This window comes from Oerskovia turbata (assembly GCF_000718325.1).
In the GTDB taxonomy this organism is placed as follows: domain Bacteria; phylum Actinomycetota; class Actinomycetes; order Actinomycetales; family Cellulomonadaceae; genus Oerskovia; species Oerskovia turbata.
The window spans coordinates 138,641-154,445 of the sequence record NZ_JOFV01000009.1; the positions used below are offsets into that span (position 1 = coordinate 138,641).

14 protein-coding genes are annotated in these 15,805 nt (G+C 71.4%); 8 read left to right on the forward strand and 6 right to left on the reverse strand.

All coding sequences use genetic code 11. The annotated features are described in order from the left end of the window. Positions 1-145 precede the first annotated feature (145 nt). Both IE95_RS18965 and IE95_RS0111850 read left to right on the forward strand, forming a co-directional pair. Positions 146-2,713 (forward strand): ATP-dependent Clp protease ATP-binding subunit, encoded by a 2,568-nt coding sequence (locus IE95_RS18965; protein WP_036571912.1) that lies wholly within the window; start codon positions 146-148, stop codon positions 2,711-2,713. A gap of 226 nt (positions 2,714-2,939) precedes the next feature. Then, positions 2,940-3,383: an OsmC family protein gene (locus IE95_RS0111850; protein ID WP_030151841.1), complete on the forward strand. Its 444-nt coding sequence runs from the start codon at positions 2,940-2,942 to the stop codon at positions 3,381-3,383. A 96-nt stretch (positions 3,384-3,479) separates the two neighbouring features. On the opposite strand, the gene IE95_RS0111855 is transcribed toward IE95_RS0111850, so the two are convergent. From IE95_RS0111855 to IE95_RS0111875, 5 genes are all read right to left on the reverse strand, one after another. Beyond that, positions 3,480-3,893 carry an SRPBCC family protein gene (locus IE95_RS0111855; RefSeq protein WP_030151842.1) on the reverse strand — a complete coding sequence of 138 codons (414 nt, stop codon included), beginning with the start codon at positions 3,891-3,893 and terminating at the stop codon, positions 3,480-3,482. Between the two features lie 216 nt (positions 3,894-4,109). Next, a complete protein-coding gene (locus IE95_RS0111860; RefSeq protein ID WP_030151843.1) occupies positions 4,110-5,297 on the reverse strand; it encodes an aminotransferase class I/II-fold pyridoxal phosphate-dependent enzyme in 1,188 nt (395 codons plus the stop codon). Between the two features lie 91 nt (positions 5,298-5,388). Beyond that, positions 5,389-6,672, reverse strand: a complete 1,284-nt coding sequence (locus tag IE95_RS0111865) for an RNA polymerase sigma factor (RefSeq protein ID WP_030151844.1) — start codon at positions 6,670-6,672, stop codon at positions 5,389-5,391. A gap of 1 nt (position 6,673) precedes the next feature. Continuing rightward, positions 6,674-7,045 carry a YciI family protein gene (locus IE95_RS0111870; protein ID WP_030151845.1) on the reverse strand — a complete coding sequence of 124 codons (372 nt, stop codon included), beginning with the start codon at positions 7,043-7,045 and terminating at the stop codon, positions 6,674-6,676. A gap of 44 nt (positions 7,046-7,089) precedes the next feature. Further along, entirely contained in the window at positions 7,090-7,764 is a 675-nt protein-coding gene (locus IE95_RS0111875) for a DUF998 domain-containing protein (protein ID WP_036571913.1), read from the reverse strand. A gap of 177 nt (positions 7,765-7,941) precedes the next feature. Here IE95_RS0111875 and IE95_RS18970 point away from each other — a divergent pair, with 177 nt between their 5' ends. Both IE95_RS18970 and IE95_RS0111885 read left to right on the forward strand, forming a co-directional pair. Next, positions 7,942-8,436, forward strand: coding sequence for a hypothetical protein (locus tag IE95_RS18970; protein ID WP_030151847.1), 495 nt, complete (start codon positions 7,942-7,944; stop codon positions 8,434-8,436). A gap of 296 nt (positions 8,437-8,732) precedes the next feature. Next, positions 8,733-10,268: an MFS transporter gene (locus IE95_RS0111885; protein WP_164984122.1), complete on the forward strand. Its 1,536-nt coding sequence runs from the start codon at positions 8,733-8,735 to the stop codon at positions 10,266-10,268. Between the two features lie 40 nt (positions 10,269-10,308). Here the strand turns inward: IE95_RS0111885 and IE95_RS0111890 are convergent, their stop codons facing one another. Beyond that, positions 10,309-10,935: a uridine kinase family protein gene (locus IE95_RS0111890; RefSeq protein WP_051703042.1), complete on the reverse strand. Its 627-nt coding sequence runs from the start codon at positions 10,933-10,935 to the stop codon at positions 10,309-10,311. Positions 10,936-11,195: 260 nt separating this feature from the next. Between IE95_RS0111890 and IE95_RS0111900 the strand changes: the two genes are divergently transcribed. The 4 genes from IE95_RS0111900 to IE95_RS0111915 all read left to right on the forward strand — a co-directional run bounded on the left by IE95_RS0111900 (position 11,196) and on the right by IE95_RS0111915 (position 15,695). Next, a complete protein-coding gene (locus IE95_RS0111900) occupies positions 11,196-13,802 on the forward strand; it encodes a glycosyl hydrolase family 18 protein (RefSeq protein ID WP_084690190.1) in 2,607 nt (868 codons plus the stop codon). Between the two features lie 137 nt (positions 13,803-13,939). Next, on the forward strand, positions 13,940-14,524 hold the full coding sequence (locus tag IE95_RS0111905) for an NUDIX hydrolase (RefSeq protein ID WP_051703044.1): 585 nt from the start codon (positions 13,940-13,942) through the stop codon (positions 14,522-14,524). 35 nt (positions 14,525-14,559) lie between these two features. Next, the gene (locus IE95_RS0111910; RefSeq protein WP_030151853.1) at positions 14,560-15,144 is read left to right on the forward strand and encodes a sugar O-acetyltransferase; all 585 of its coding nucleotides are present in this window, start codon (positions 14,560-14,562) and stop codon (positions 15,142-15,144) included. Positions 15,145-15,149: 5 nt separating this feature from the next. Further along, positions 15,150-15,695, forward strand: a complete 546-nt coding sequence (locus IE95_RS0111915; RefSeq protein WP_240666251.1) for a TetR/AcrR family transcriptional regulator — start codon at positions 15,150-15,152, stop codon at positions 15,693-15,695. Positions 15,696-15,805 lie beyond the last annotated feature (110 nt).

The window sequence follows — 15,805 nt, forward strand, 5'->3', positions numbered from 1 at the left end:
GAAGGTCACGGAGCGAGCCCCTCGTCACGCCCCTGGCGAACAAGGGCATATCCGTGGGGTCGGCCCCGTTGGTCACGGATAGAGTCGTTGCGGTCAGGCCTGAGCACCACCGGTGCGGGTGTACGCCGCTCGTGAGGAGCAGCACATGTTCGAGAGATTTACCGACCGAGCCCGTCGGGTCGTCGTCCTTGCCCAAGAAGAGGCACGGATGCTCAACCACAACTACATCGGCACCGAGCACATCCTGCTCGGCCTCATCCACGAGGGAGAGGGAGTCGCAGCCAAGGCGCTGGAGTCCCTCAACATCTCCCTCGACGGTGTGCGCTCGCAGGTCACCGAGATCATCGGCGAGGGCCAGCAGGCCCCCAGCGGGCACATCCCGTTCACGCCGCGCGCCAAGAAGGTCCTGGAGCTCTCGCTCCGCGAGGCCCTTCAGCTCGGCCACAACTACATCGGCACCGAGCACATCCTGCTCGGGCTCATCCGTGAGGGAGAGGGTGTCGCAGCCCAGGTCCTCACGAAGATGGGCGCCGACCTCAACCGCGTGCGCCAGCAGGTCATCCAGCTGCTGTCCGGGTACCAGGGCAAGGAGCCCGTCGCCGCAGGCGGCCCCGCCGAGGGCCAGCCGTCCGGCTCGGCCGTGCTCGACCAGTTCGGCCGCAACCTCACGCAGGCCGCACGCGAGGGCAAGCTCGACCCGGTCATCGGACGCACCTCGGAGATCGAGCGCGTCATGCAGGTCCTGTCGCGCCGCACCAAGAACAACCCGGTGCTGATCGGCGAGCCGGGTGTCGGCAAGACGGCCGTCGTCGAGGGCCTCGCCCAGGACATCGTCCGTGGCGACGTGCCGGAGACGCTCAAGGACAAGCAGCTCTACACGCTGGACCTCGGCGCCCTGGTCGCCGGCTCCCGCTACCGCGGTGACTTCGAGGAGCGCCTGAAGAAGGTCCTCAAGGAGATCCGCACGCGCGGCGACATCATCCTGTTCATCGACGAGATCCACACGCTCGTCGGTGCGGGTGCTGCCGAGGGCGCGATCGACGCAGCCAGCATCCTCAAGCCGATGCTTGCTCGCGGCGAGCTCCAGACCATCGGTGCGACCACGCTCGACGAGTACCGCAAGCACATCGAGAAGGACCCGGCCCTGGAGCGTCGATTCCAGCCGATCCTCGTCTCGGAGCCGAGCCTGCCGCACGCGATCGAGATCCTCAAGGGTCTGCGCGACCGCTACGAGGCGCACCACCGCGTGTCCATCACGGACGCCGCGCTGGTGGCCGCCGCGACGCTGGCCGACCGGTACATCAACGACCGGTACCTGCCGGACAAGGCGATCGACCTGGTCGACGAGGCCGGTGCGCGCCTGCGCATCCGTCGCATGACCGCCCCGCCGGAGCTCAAGGAGCTCGACGAGCAGATCGCCGAGGCGCGTCGCGACAAGGAGTCCGCGATCGACGAGCAGGACTTCGAGAAGGCCGCGCGTCTGCGCGACACCGAGAAGCAGCTCACGCAGCAGCGCGCGGACAAGGAGAAGGCCTGGAAGGCCGGGGACCTGGACACCGTCGCCGAGGTGGACGAGGACCTGATCGCCGAGGTGCTCGCGATGTCGACCGGCATCCCGGTGCTCAAGCTCACCGAGCAGGAGTCGTCGCGCCTGCTGAAGATGGAGGACGAGCTGCACAAGCGCGTCGTCGGCCAGGAGACGGCCATCAAGGCGCTCTCCCAGGCGATCCGTCGCACGCGTGCAGGCCTCAAGGACCCCAAGCGTCCCGGTGGTTCGTTCATCTTCGCCGGCCCCACGGGTGTCGGTAAGACCGAGCTGGCCAAGGCGCTCGCCGAGTTCCTCTTCGGGGACGAGGAAGCGCTCATCCAGCTCGACATGTCGGAGTTCTCGGAGAAGCACACGGTCTCGCGTCTCTTCGGTTCGCCCCCCGGCTACGTCGGCTACGACGAGGGTGGTCAGCTGACGGAGAAGGTCCGTCGTCGTCCGTTCTCCGTGGTCCTGTTCGACGAGGTGGAGAAGGCGCACGCCGACATCTTCAACTCGCTCCTGCAGATCCTCGAGGACGGTCGCCTGACCGACTCGCAGGGCCGCGTGGTGGACTTCAAGAACACCGTCATCATCATGACCACGAACCTCGGTACGCGGGACATCGCCAAGGGGCTCCAGACCGGCTTCAACGCCGGCGGCGACCTCGTGACGAGCTACGACCGCATGAAGGCCAAGGTGAACGACGAGCTGAAGCAGCACTTCCGCCCCGAGTTCCTCAACCGCGTCGACGACGTGGTGGTCTTCCCGCAGCTGTCGCAGACCGAGATCGTCCAGATCGTCGACCTGATGATCGCCAAGCTGGACAAGCGCCTGCGCGACAAGGACATGGGCATCGAGCTCACGCCTGCTGCGAAGGCACTGCTGGCCGAGAAGGGCTACGACCCGGTCCTCGGTGCTCGTCCGCTGCGTCGCGCGATCCAGCGGGACATCGAGGACGTGCTGTCCGAGAAGATCCTGTTCGGCGAGCTCAAGGCCGGTCAGATCGTCCTGGTCGACGCCGAGGGCGAGGGCCTGCTGGGCGAGTTCACGTTCCGCGGCGTCTCCAAGGACGACCACGAGCGTGGCCCGGTGAGCGTCGCCGCGACGGCAGCGCTCAACGCCCCCGCGGGCATCTCGACGGCCGACCTGCCGCCGACCGGCGAGCTGCAGGCCGGCGCGGAGTGATCCTCCCGGCAGCCACCGGCTGTCGATCCCCGGTCGTCTGACGCCGACCGGCTCGAAGGGCCTCGATCCTCACGGATCGGGGCCCTTCGGCGCATGTCGGGACGTGGGCGTGCTGACGTGGTGGGGACGTAGGGCCGCGGGTGCGGGACCAACGTCCCTGATGCCGGGGTGCCTCTCGGCGAGAAACTGGTACATCAGTCTTAGTTCAAGGAGAAACGGCAGGCACATGGCACCCCAGTACACCGCGACGGTCACCGGTACCGCGAAGTCCCCGACACGTCTCGACGTCCAGATCAGGGACTTCTCCGTCACGATCGACGAGCCCGCATCCCTCGGTGGCGACGACACCGGTCCCAACCCCGTCGAGCTCGTCCTGTCAGGGCTCGCCGGCTGCCTCAACATCACGACCCACATGGTCGCCAAGGAGCGCGGCATCGAGGTGCGGAGCCTGAGCGTCACGGCGACGGGGTCGCTCAACCCCCAGCGGCTGATGGGGCGGCCCACCGAGGACCGCGCAGGCTTCCAGGGCATCCGGCTCGAGATCGACGTCGACGCCGACGCGACCCCCGAGGAGATCGACGCGCTCCTCGTCGCCGCCGAGGAGCGCTGCTGCGTCGCGGACAACCTGATGAACGCGACGCCCGTCAGCGTCGTACGCGCGGGGGCCTGACCTCTCCCTGCCCTCTCCCTGCCCTCGTGTCAGAACAAGCGTGACCTCGAGGTCACGCTCGTTCTGACACGAGGGTCCAGCGAGGGGCGGAGCAGGTCAGTCGTGCCCCGCGAGCGAGGCGAGCGCGGTGCGCCACAGCTCCTCGGAGCGCTCGACCGCCTCCGGCGAGACGTTGTTGTCCTGCCGGATCGTCACCCGTGTGCCCTTGGGGTCCGGGGCGAGCGTGATCGCGACCTCGTGGTGGTTCTCCGGGACGTCCGGGAGGCCGCTGCTCGGCGCGAAGTGCGTGAAGCGCAGGGTCCTGGGCCGGTCGACCTCCAGCACCGTGCCGTGGTCCTCGAAGTGCTTGCCCTGGTACTGACCCTCGAACGTGATCGCGCTGCCGGGCTGGTAGTCCGTCTCGACGTTGGCTCCCAGCATCCAGGTCGCGGAGGGGTGGACGAGCTCGGCCCAGACCCTCTCGGGGCGGGCGGCGATGTGGATCGAGGCGGTGGCGACGAGTCCGGTCATGGGACCTCTCCTCTTCGAGCGGTTTTCCCCGACCGTAGCCCTCGGGGCGGTGGTCGGCACGTGCGGGGACGTGTCGAGCGCGCCGAGCGTGCAGTTCGGGCGGTCTCGTGCGCCCGGCGACAGCCCGAACTGCGCACTCGCCGCGCGCACCGGCCAGTCCGTCCACGCGCCCGCGCCTGACCGCACGAGCCGAGCGGCGCCGTCGGGCAGCGATACTCAGCCCACCTCGGCGAACGCCGCCGCGAACCGCGGCAGGCTCGCCTCGAGCGTCTCCACGCTCGCCGTGAGCGAGATGCGGAACCGGCCCGGGGTCTCGAAGTACTTCCCGCCGAGGACCAGGACGTCGTGGTCGGCGAGGAGGGCCTCGAAGGCGCGGTCGTCGGGGTCGGGGGAGCGGGGGAAGAGGTAGAACGTGCCCTCGGGGCGGTGCAGGTCGTAGCCGATGTCGCGCAGGCCGGCCACCATGAGGTCGCGCTTGCGCTGGTAGAGCATGACGTCGAACGGGATGCGCTCCAGGAGCGGCAGCGCGTGCTGGAGGACGGCGTTGGGGAACGCGTACCCGATCGCGATCTGGAGCGCCTCGATCGCGGGCCGCAGGTCCTCGCGCCCCGGCAGGGTCGGCGGGACCGCGAGGTACCCGATGCGCTGGCCGGGCGCGAGCAGCGTCTTGCCGTAGCTGTAGGCCAGCAGGGTCCACGGGTAGACCTCGGCGGGGCTGTGGAACTCCGTGCCGTCGTAGACGATCCGGTGGTACGGCTCGTCGGACACCACGAAGACGCGGCGCCCGTTCCGCGCCGACGCCTCGTCGAGCAACGTCGCCAGACGGCGCAGATCACCCACGGGGTAGACGCGTCCGGTCGGGTTGTTGGGCGTGTTGACGAGCACGACCCGGGTGCGCGGCGTGATCGCGTCGGCGATCGCGTCGAGGTCCAGGTCGAACGTCTCAGGGGAGACCGGCACCTTGACCGGGACGAGCCCGGCCTCGCGCACGATCACCTCGTACGCGAACCAGGGCGGCACGCTGTAGACGACCTCGTCGCCCGGGTCGCACACCAGCTTGAGCGCGAGGGCCAGGGCGGTGAAGCCGCCCGTGGTGAGGTGGACGTCGTCGGGCTCGAAGGGCAGGTCCACCACGTCCCGCAGCGACTCGGCGGCCGCGGCCCGCGCGGCGGGCTCGCTGACCTTGTACCCGAACCAGTGCTCGTCGCGCGGGACGGCGCTCGCGCGCAGCGCCTCGACGTACTCGGCCGGGGCCGGGTCGTGCGGGTTGCCGAACGTGAGGTCCAGGACCCCGGGGCGGGCCCGGCGCTCGGGGTACTCGTGCGCGAAGAACCCCAGCAGGACGTCGAACGGCGTGGACCGCGCGAGGTCGCGCACGCGTCGGGAGATCGTCTCGTCGGCCATGGGAGCTCCTCGCTCGGGCGACGGTGGGGTGGAGGGCGGGCTAGCGCGGAACAGGCGTCTCCACGCTAGCACCGGGCCTACGGACCGGTCGTCAGGGCGTCCCGGGATCGCGTGCGGCACTGGTCCGAGCCCGGTCGAGCAGGTAGTCCTGCTCGACCGCGTTCTGCGTACGGGCCGCAGCGGACCGGAAGGCGACCGCTGCCTCGCCGTGGCGCCCCAGGTCGTCGAGCAGGTGTGCGCGCACCGCGGGCTCACGCGGGCCGGCGAGAGGGTCGCCCGCGAGCGCGTGCTCGCGGTCGAGCGCATCGAGGAGGTCGAGGCCCCGCCGGGGGCCGAACGCCCGCGCGACCGCCACGACGCGCGCCAGGCGGACCGGGCCTGTCGGCGCGAGGCGTTCGAGCCAGAGGTAGAGCGCGGCGATCTGCGGCCAGTCGGTGTCGGCGTCGCTCGTCGCCGTCGCGTGGACGGCGGCGATCGCGGCCTGCACCTGGTACGGCCCGACGGTACGCAACGGCCAGACGGCGTCGATGATCGCGCGGCCCTCCTCGATCATCTCGTGGTCCCAACGCGACCGGTCCTGGTGCTCGAGGGGCACCAGGTGGTCCTGGTCGTCGGTTCGCGCGTCGCGGCGGGCCTCGGTGAGCAGCATGAGGGCGAGGAGCCCGGCGACCTCGGGGTCGCGAGGGCTGTGTGCTCGGGCGAGCCGGGCGAGCCGGACGGCTTCGCGCGCGAGGTCGACCCGGCCGAGCCGCGTCCCCGAGGTCGCCGTGTAGCCCTCGTTGAACACGAGGTACAGCACCCGCAGCACCGACGCGAGGCGTGCGTCGCGGTCGGCCGAGGTCGTGGGGACGAAGCGGGTCCCTTCCTGGCGGAGCTGCTGCTTCGCCCGGCTGATCCGTGTCCCCATGGTCGCCTCGCTCACGCCGTAGGCATGGGCGATCTCCGCGGTCGTGAGGCCGCCCACGGCGCGCAGGGTCAGGGCGACCTGAGAGGTCGGGCTGAGGGACGGGTGGGCGCACAGGAGCAGCAGGGTGAGGCTGTCGTCGTCGTCGACCACCTCGCGGCCCGACGCGTGCTCCGCGAGCACGGCCGCCCCGACCGTCCGCTCGCGGCGGTGGCGCGACTGCTCTGAGCGCAGGAGGTCGATCATCCGACGGTAGGCGACGCGCACGAGCCACGACCGCGGCTCGACCGGCACGCCCTCGACGGGCCACCGGGTGCTCGCGACGAGCAGCGCCTCCTGGACGGCGTCCTCGGCGACGTCGAACCGGCTGAACCGGCGCACGAGCGCGCCGAGGACCTGCGGCGCCTCCGTGCGCAGCAGGTCCTCGACGCTCGGGCCCGGGGGAGGGGCGGACCCCGGTGCGGACGTCATGTCAGGCCGCGAAGTCGTCGCCCATGATCGGGCGGATCTCCATGGGCTCGCCCAGGACCTCGACCATGCGGCTGACGATCGCGACGGCCCGCTCGTGGCTCGCGCAGTCGATGATCGCGAAGCTCGCGAGGACCTCCTTGAGCTCGGCGAAGGGTCCGTCGGTCGCGACGACGCCGGAGTCGGTCCGGCGCACCGTCGTGCTCACCGCCGGGTGGCCCAGGCCCTCGCTCGACACGAACTCTCCGGTGCGGCGCAGCTCCGCCTCGAACTCCTGGTAGGCGGCGAAGGCCGCGAGCGCGTCGTCGGTCGGCGTGTCGGCGGTGCCGGCGTCCCACGCGGCGGTCGGGGTGTATCCGAGCAACAGGTACTTCATGTGGTTCTCCCTCGAACGGGCTGGCCGGGTCCGTGACCAGACTCTCAGGCGGTGAGGAGGGTCCGCAGCCGCTGGGCGAGCACCGTGGTCCAGGTGAAGGCGACGAGGCCGTTGACGGCGACCTGGAGGCTCGCGGTCTCGGGCGACACGGGCAGGAGCAGGGCGAGGCCGACGACACCGTGACCGACCGCGGCCAGGACCCGGCGGGCACGCGCTGCTCGCACGGCCAGGACGACGGCTGCCACGGCGAGCGCGGTGAAGGCGACGGCGGCGACCACCGAGTGGGCGATGCCGTGCCACGACATCGACGCTGCAGGTCCGTCCGGCGTGCCGACGGGGAAGCCGTTCTCGGGGTCCATGACGAAGACGCCCGCGAGCACGAAGCCGACCCCTGCGATCCCCAGCAGGACGGGGACGGCGCGCCGCCCGGCTCCTTCCCGGACGATCCGTCGGTGGGCCACCGCCAGGGCGAGGAGGCCGAGGCCGGTCAGGGCGAAGGTGAGGATCTGGATCCAGCCGAGGTCTCCCGTGGAGAGCTGGCTGAGGGGGTGGACGCGCAGGTCGAACCCCTCGCGGGCGACGGACTGCACGCCGGCGGAGACGACGAAGAACGGACCGGCGAGGGTCGCCGCGGTCAGCAGCGAGCGAGTGCGCGGGTGGCGGTCGGACGGCGGGGTCGATCCGGTGGGTGGCGTGGTCGGCCGGGTCTGGCTGGTCATCGGGATCTCCTCGGGTGACGGGACGGTTCACGGCTACCTCGGGGCCACGGAGGGGATCTCGACACCCCCTCGATGTGATGCACATCACATCGAGGGGGTGTCGAGGGATCGCCCGTCGCGACGAGGTGTCCACGACTGCGCCGACCGGGTGCAGCGTGAGCGCGAAGGAGACCGATCATGAACAGCACCCCGCACGAGGCCCGCACGGACGAGGCGGCGGCGACCGTCGACGTCGACGGCTACGGCCTCGAGGAGCAGGCTCCGCCCAGCGCGGGCCTGCGTGCCCTCGATCGACTCGTCGGCACCTGGCGGGTGACCGGCGGTGCGGAGGGCGAGGTCACCTACGAGTGGATGGAGGGCGGGTACTTCCTCCTCCAGCGGGTCCGGCTCGTGCAGTTCGGCCAGGAGGTCGCAGGGCTCGAGGTCATCGGCAACCTCCACCCGTTCGGCGAGCCCGTGGGCGAGGACGTCGTCTCCCGCTTCTACGACTCCCTGGGCAACACGCTGGACTACGCGTACGAGCTCACCGGTGACCACCTGACGATCTGGGCAGGGGCCAAGGGTGGGCCGGCCTACTTCGAGGGCCTGTTCGACGCCGACGGCGACTCGGTCGTCGGGGAGTGGGTCTACCCGGGCGGGGGCGGGTACGCCTCGACCATGACCCGTCGCTGACAGGAGCTTGCCACGGTGCCGAGTGTGCAGTTCGGGCTGTTGATCCGCGCAGGTCGCAGCCCGAACTGCGCACTCGACGATCGGCCCGACGGCGCCGCTCGCCCGGGGGCGTACCGCTCCGTCACGGGGGAGGCGCCGTGGGTGACCTCACACCGCTTCCTGACGGGCCGACACGTTAGGATTGCTCGTCTGTCCGACTTCGTAGTTGGGGCGGTCGAACGGTCTGCGGCATCTCGCGACACGTCTCGATCCGGGCTGGAAACCCCACGATCCCCGCTGCGTCCCGAAGGTCGGTCATGCCCGTCTCTCCCCCCACCATCACTGCGCCCTCGGCCCAGGTGGTCCCTCCCTCCGCCGAACCCCACGGCACCGCTCCGGTCGCGCAGGACGCGCCGGTCGCGACCGGCCCCCGTCGCTGGTGGATCCTCGTCATCCTCGCGCTCACGCAGCTCCTCGTCGTGCTCGACGGCACGATCGTGAACATCGCCCTCCCGCAGGCCCAGGTCGAGCTCGGCCTGACCGACACCCAGCGCCAGTGGGTGGTCACGGCCTACGCGCTCGCGTTCGGAGCCCTCCTGCTCCTCGGCGGGCGCATCGCCGACTACTGGGGTCGCAAGCGCTCCTACCTGCTCGGGATGGTCGGCTTCGGGATCGCGTCGCTGCTCGCGGGGTTCGCGCGCAACGGCACCGAGCTCGTCGCGATGCGCGGACTCCAGGGTGTCTTCGCGGCCCTGCTCGCGCCCGCTGCGCTCGCGCTGCTCACGGTCTCGTTCCCGCGGGGTCGCGAGCGGAACACCGCCTTCGCGGTCTTCGGGTCGGTCGCGGGGGTCGGCGCCGCCGTCGGGCTGGTCCTGGGCGGTGCCCTGACCGAGTTCGCCGACTGGCGCTGGTGCCTGTGGGTCAACGTGCCCGTCGTGGTGGTCGCGCTGGTCGCGGGCCAGGTGCTGATCCGCGAGAGCAGGGCCGAAGGGGACAACCGGTACGACGTCCTGGGGACGATCCTCGTGGTGCTCGGCCTCGGCTCGCTCGTCTACGGCTTCACGCTCGCCGAGCACAGCTGGGCCGCGCCCGAGACGATCGCGTGCCTCGCGGCGGGCGCCGTCCTCCTGGCGCTGTTCGTGTGGGTCGAGTCGCGTGTCGCGCAGCCGCTGCTGCCTCTGCGCGTCCTGACGGACAGGGTCCGCGCGGGCGCGTTCGCGCTGCAGGCGATCTTCGGAGCACTCATGATCGGTGCGCTCCTGTACCTCGCGCTGCACCTGCAGATCGTCATGGGCCTCTCGCCCCTGCAGGCGGGCCTCGGCACGCTGCCCATGACGATCATGACGCTCGTCCTGGCGCCCGTGGTCACGCAGCTCCTCGCGCGGTGCGGGCCCCGGCCGCTCATGATCGGCGGGCCGCTGGTCGCCGCAGCCGCGCTCGTCCACCTGAGCCGGATCACGGTGGGCGGGTCGTACGCGGTCGAGGTCCTGCCGGCTCTCCTCGTGCTGGGCGCGGGCATGGCCCTGGTGCTGGTGCCGCTGCAGAACGTCGCGCTCTCGGGCGTCGAGCCGCACGACGCGGGCGCCGCGAGCGCGACCGTCAACGCCTCGATGCAGATCGGCGGCTCGATCGGGCTGTCCGTCTTCACGACGCTCTACGCGGGCGCGGTCGCCGGGGCAGTCGTCACGGACGAGGCGTCGCAGCTCGCGGCGTTCGTCGACGGCTACTCGGCGGCGTTCGTCGCGACCGCGGTCACGCTGGTCGTGGGCGCCGTGCTCGCGGCCGTGCTGGTCCGCGGCCCCAAGGATCGCCTCCTGCCGCAGGGGGACCAGGTCGCGGTGCACCTGGGCTGAGCCGCGGTCCCGACGGCGTCGCTCGCCCTCGCGGACCGCGTCAGCCCGCGAGGAGGGCCCGGACGTCCCGCTCCGCCTGACCCGGCGACGCCGTGCGGCAGCCCTTGTCGACCCAGCCCTGGATCAGGCGCGGCTCGTCGCGCAGCAACCCCCAGCCGCGGCGGAGCAGGGTCAGCGGCGGCTTGCGCGACTCGGCCAGGTCCCGCAGGAGCCGGAACCAGAACGACACCAGCCGGGGCCTGCGCAGGCAGATCGCGTCGGCCAGGATGCCCTCGGCCCGGCAGGCCGCGACGAGCTCGGCCGCGAAGATCCCCTCCGCGATCACGAGGCGCGACCCGCTCACGTCGAGCTGTGTCGTGCCCGTGCGGCGCGACGTCGGGATGTCGTACACGGGGACGTCCGAGCGACCCGTCGTGACGAGCGCGAGCAGCGCCTCCATGGCGCTCGCCGAGTCCCAGCTCCCGGGGGAGTCCCAGTCGACGATCCCGAAGCGCTGCGGCATCCCGGGGTGGTCCACGTCGTGGTAGAAGTCGTCCAGCTCGACGACCGGCAGGCCCAGGCGCCGGGTCAGCGACGTCTTGCCCGAGCCCGACGGACCAGTCAGCAGGACGATCCGACGGGGTGGGACACGCGTGCCCTCGGGCAGGTCGAAGAGGCCGTTCGTCACCCGACCATTCTCCCAGCCCGCGGACGCACCCGGGTGCGCGGCGCCGTCGGGCCCGCGCCTCGTGTCAGTGCGAGCGTGAACTCGAGGTCACGCTCGCACTGACAAGACACCTGGGAACCACGTGGGAGGGGCTGCGGGAACTACGTACGTACCGAACTGTGCGGGCGCCCCTGATGTGGGCGCCGCGACACGAGGCCTAGCGTGACGGCACACGATGCCGCGGCAACGGTGCCGCAGCCGTGCTGGGGAGGCGGTCGATCATGCAACGCAGCAGACGGTCCGTGAGGCGGTGGCTCGCAGGAGTCGCCGCGACGGCAGTGGTGGCGGTACCGCTCGTCGCGCAGGTACCCGTGGCGTCCGCGGCCGAGGCGTGCGCGCCCGCGTGGTCGGCGTCGGCGGTGTACACGGGCGGGAGCGTCGCGTCGTACAGCGGGTCCAACTACAAGGCGTCCTGGTGGACCCAGGGTGAGACACCCGGCACGCAGCAGTGGGGGGCGTGGAAGATCGTCGGGCCCTGCGGGACGGACCCGACCGGGGACCCGACGGGCGGTGACCCGACCGGCGACCCGACGGGCGGTGACCCGACCGGCGACCCGACGGGCGGTGACCCGACGGGCGGTGACCCCGGCACCCCCATCTCCACGAACCCGCAGGAGAAGTGCCGCCCCGACGGGCTCGCCGTCAACAAGGCCGTCGACGTGCCCTACTGCGACGTGTACGACGAGGCGGGGCGCGAGAAGCTGGCCAACGGCCTCGACCGGCGCGTGATCGGCTACTTCACGTCGTGGCGCACGGGCGCGAACGGCACCCCGTCGTACCTCGCGAGCGACATCCCCTGGACCAAGCTGTCGCACATCAACTACGCGTTCGCGCACGTCGGACCGGACTCGAAGATCTCGGTGAACGCCGAGTCGGCGACGAGCGAGGCGACGGGCCTGACGTTCGCGGGCGCCGAGAACGCGCTCGACCCGACCGTCCCCTACAAGGGCCACTTCAACCAGCTCACCAAGTTCAAGAAGCAGCACCCGGGCGTGCGCACGCTCGTGTCGGTCGGCGGCTGGGCCGAGACCGGCGGCTACTTCGGTGTCGACGGCAACCGTGTCGCCTCCGGTGGGTTCTACACCCTGGACACGCAGGCCGAGTACGACGCGTTCGCTGCGTCCGCGGTCGCGATGGTGCGGACCTACGGGTTCGACGGGATCGACATCGACTACGAGTACCCGACCTCGAACGTCAAGGCCGGGAACCCGGACGACTTCCAGATCGCCGACGCGCGGCGCGGCCAGCTCTGGAAGAACTACGAGCAGCTCATGAAGACCACGCGCGAGGCCCTCGACAAGGCCGCCGCGCAGGACGGCGAGTACTACATGCTGACCATCGCGGCCCCCGCGTCCGGGTGGCTGCTGCGCGGCATGGAGGTCTTCCAGATCATGCCGTACCTCGACTACGTCAACGTGATGTCGTACGACCTGCACGGGACGTGGAACGACTTCGTGGGCGGCAACGGCGCCCTGTTCGACGACGGCAAGGACGGCGAGCTCGCAGCCGCAGGCGTCTACGGGGCGTACGACGGGATCGGCTACCTCAACGCCGACTGGGCCGCGCACTACTTCCGCGGGGCCGTGCAGGCCGGGCGCATCAACATCGGCGTCCCGTTCTACACGCGGGGCTGGACCAACGTGCAGGGCGGGACCAACGGCCTGTGGGGCAAGGCGGCGCTGCCGGACCAGACCAAGTGCCCACCGGGCACCGGGCCCTCGCTGGGTGGCACGTCCAAGTGCGGCAACGGCGCGGGCGGGATCGACAACATCTGGTACGACGTCGACAAGGCCGGCCAGAAGATCCCTGCGGGTGGCAACCCGATCTGGCACATGCTGAACCTGCAGAACGGAAAGGTCGGCTCGTACGCGGCGGCCTACGGCGCACCGACCGGTCCGCTGACCGGGACCTACCAGCACAACTTCGACCCGGTGACCAAGACCGAGTGGTGGTGGAACGCGCAGACGAAGTCGTTCATCTCGGGTGACTCCGACCAGGCGATCGCGGCCAAGGCCGACTACGTGGTCGCGGGCGGCTACGGCGGCCTGATGATCTGGGAGCTGGCCGGGGACTACGGCCTGGACGCGGCGAGCGGCGAGTACGGCATGGGCGACAGTCTCGTGACACGCATGCACTCGGCGTTCTCCACCGCGGCGCCCTACGGGGCGGCCAAGTCCAAGACCGCGACGCCGGCGCAGGCGATCGACCTCGGGGTGTCCTTCTCGGAGTTCGCGCTCGGGGACAACAACTACCCGATCAACCCCCGGGTGACGTTCTCGAACAGGTCGACGGTCGCGATCCCGGCGGGGGCGACCATCTCGTTCGACTTCGCGACGACCACGTCCGCGGCGCTCGGCGAGCAGAACGGCTGGGGCATCACGACGGTCGCGGGGCACTCAGGCAACAACGTGGGCGGGCTCAAGGGAGACCTGCACTCGGCGACGCTCAAGGTGCCCTCGGGCGGCATCCCGGCGGGCGGCTCGGCCTACACCAAGCTGTCGTGGCGGCTGCCCATGGCGCAGATCTCGAACGTCCGCGTGACGATCGGGACGAACACCTACGCCACGACCTACGACCACCCGCGCGGGGTGAAGGTCGTGAACCCGGTGGTCTCCGGCGGGACGACGGGCGGCACCCCTGGTGGTACCCCGGGCGGCAACACGGGTGGTGCCGGGTGCTCGGCAGCCCCGTGGGTCGCCGGGACGGCGTACAACGGTGGTGCGCAGGTCACGTACGCGGGCCACAGGTGGTCGGCCCGCTATTGGACACAGGGCAACGCCCCCGTGGCCAGCGACTGGGGGCCGTGGAAGGACGAGGGAGCGTGCTGACTCCCTGAAGCCGGTGCCGAGGTAGAGGGATCGCGTCGAGGTAGAGGGTTGGAGCCCTCTACCTCGACGGCGGCCCTCTACCTCGCGCACGTCGCCCGGGAGCCGGGCCGTCGGGCCGTCGGTCGTAGGCTTCCCGGGTGACCTCCGCCGACGCCCTCGCCGCCACCGCCCTCGACTCGATCCGGTCCTGGGGGCCGCTCAGCCCCGCGCAGGCCGCGCTGCGCGGGGAGTACGTGGCCTTCGTCGAGGAAGGTCGGCAGGACGTGATCTTCCGCGGCGGCCCCGAGCACCTGACGGGGAGCTGCTTCGTCCTGACCCCGGACCTGCTGCACGTGCTGCTGTGCTTCCACCGCAAGGGCCAGTTCTGGGTCCAGGTCGGCGGGCACGTCGAGCCGGGCGACGAGAGCCTCGCGGCGGGGGCCTTCCGGGAGGCCCGGGAGGAGAGCGGGATCGTCGGGCTGGTGCCGTTCGAGCCCGACGGTGCGCCCGTGGACCTGCACCGGCACGCGCTGTCCTCGCGGTTCGGGACCTGCCTGGTCCACTGGGACGTTGGCTATGCGGCGTTCGCGGAGCTCGACGCTCTGCCTGTGGTCAGCGACGAGAGCGAGGCCGTCGCGTGGTTCCGGGTGGACCGGCTCCCGCCCGACACGCCCGAGGACTTCCCCGTGCGGCTCCGCACGGTCCTCGAGGAGGTGACGCACCGCCGTCGGGCCTCTGTCTGACGGGTGGCCCCACGGTCATGTGTACGCTTGTACACATGACCTTCCCGGACCCTTCCGACCAGCGCACCATGCGCGAGCGCATGCTCGCGGGCGACCTCTACCTCGCCGACGACCCGCAGATCGCGGCCGACTCCGAGCGCGCCATGTCGCTCAGCCACCGCCTCAACACCCTGGACCCGAACGACGGCACGGCCCGTCGCGAGGTGCTGACCGAGCTGCTCGGCGCGTTCGGCGAGGGCAGCGACCTCCGCCCCCCGTTCCGCTGCGACCTCGGCTACCGGACCACGATCGGCGCGCGCGTCTTCGTGAACTACAACCTCGTGTGCCTCGACGTCGCGCCCGTCACGATCGGCGACGACGTGCTCATCGGCCCCAACGTCCAGCTCCTGACGCCCACGCACCCCGTCGAGCCCGGCCCGCGCCGCGACAAGTGGGAGGCCGCGCAGCCCATCACGATCGGTGACAACGTGTGGCTCGGCGGCGGTGTGACCGTGTGCCCGGGCGTGACGATCGGCGAGAACACCGTGGTGGGCGCCGGGTCCGTCGTGACCCGCGACCTGCCCGCGAACGTCGTGGCCGTGGGCAACCCGGCCCGCGTGCTGCGCCACATCGACGAGTGACCGGCGTGCGCCGCGTCGACCCCGACCGCAAGGACCGGATCGTCGACGCGGCCCTCGACGTCATCGCCGAGCACGGCGTCGCGGGCGCGACCCACCGGGTGGTGGCCGCCGCGGCGGACGTGCCGCTCGGGTCCATGACGTACCACTTCGAGAACCTCGACGAGCTGCTGCGGCTCGCGTTCGAGCGGCACGCGGTCCAGGCCGCGGCGCGCTTCGAGGTGGCGATGGACGCGGTCCCCGAGGGCGGCGACCCGGTCGAGGCGATCGTCGCGCTGGTCTGCGACGAGTCGGGCAGCTACCAGCGGGACCTGCTCGTCGCGCTCGAGCTCTACGTCCTCGCGGCGCGCAAGCCCGCCTTCCGTACGGTCACGCAGCGGTGGATGGCCGCGAGCCAGGCTGCGCTGCGGCGGCACGTGGACGCGGACGTCGTGCCCCACCTCGACGCCCTCATCGAGGGGCTCGTGCTGCACGCGGCCCTGTCGACCGAACCGACCGGCGCCCGGCTCGACCCCGAGCGCGTGCGCCGCGCGGTGCGGCGCCAGGTGGGCTGAGCACCCGCTCGCGGTGCCGAGCATGCGGTTGCCGTTCGCCGAACATGCGGTTGCGGTCCGTCTCGGGCTCGATACCGACGCCAACCGCATGCTCGGCACCGAGCGGGGGG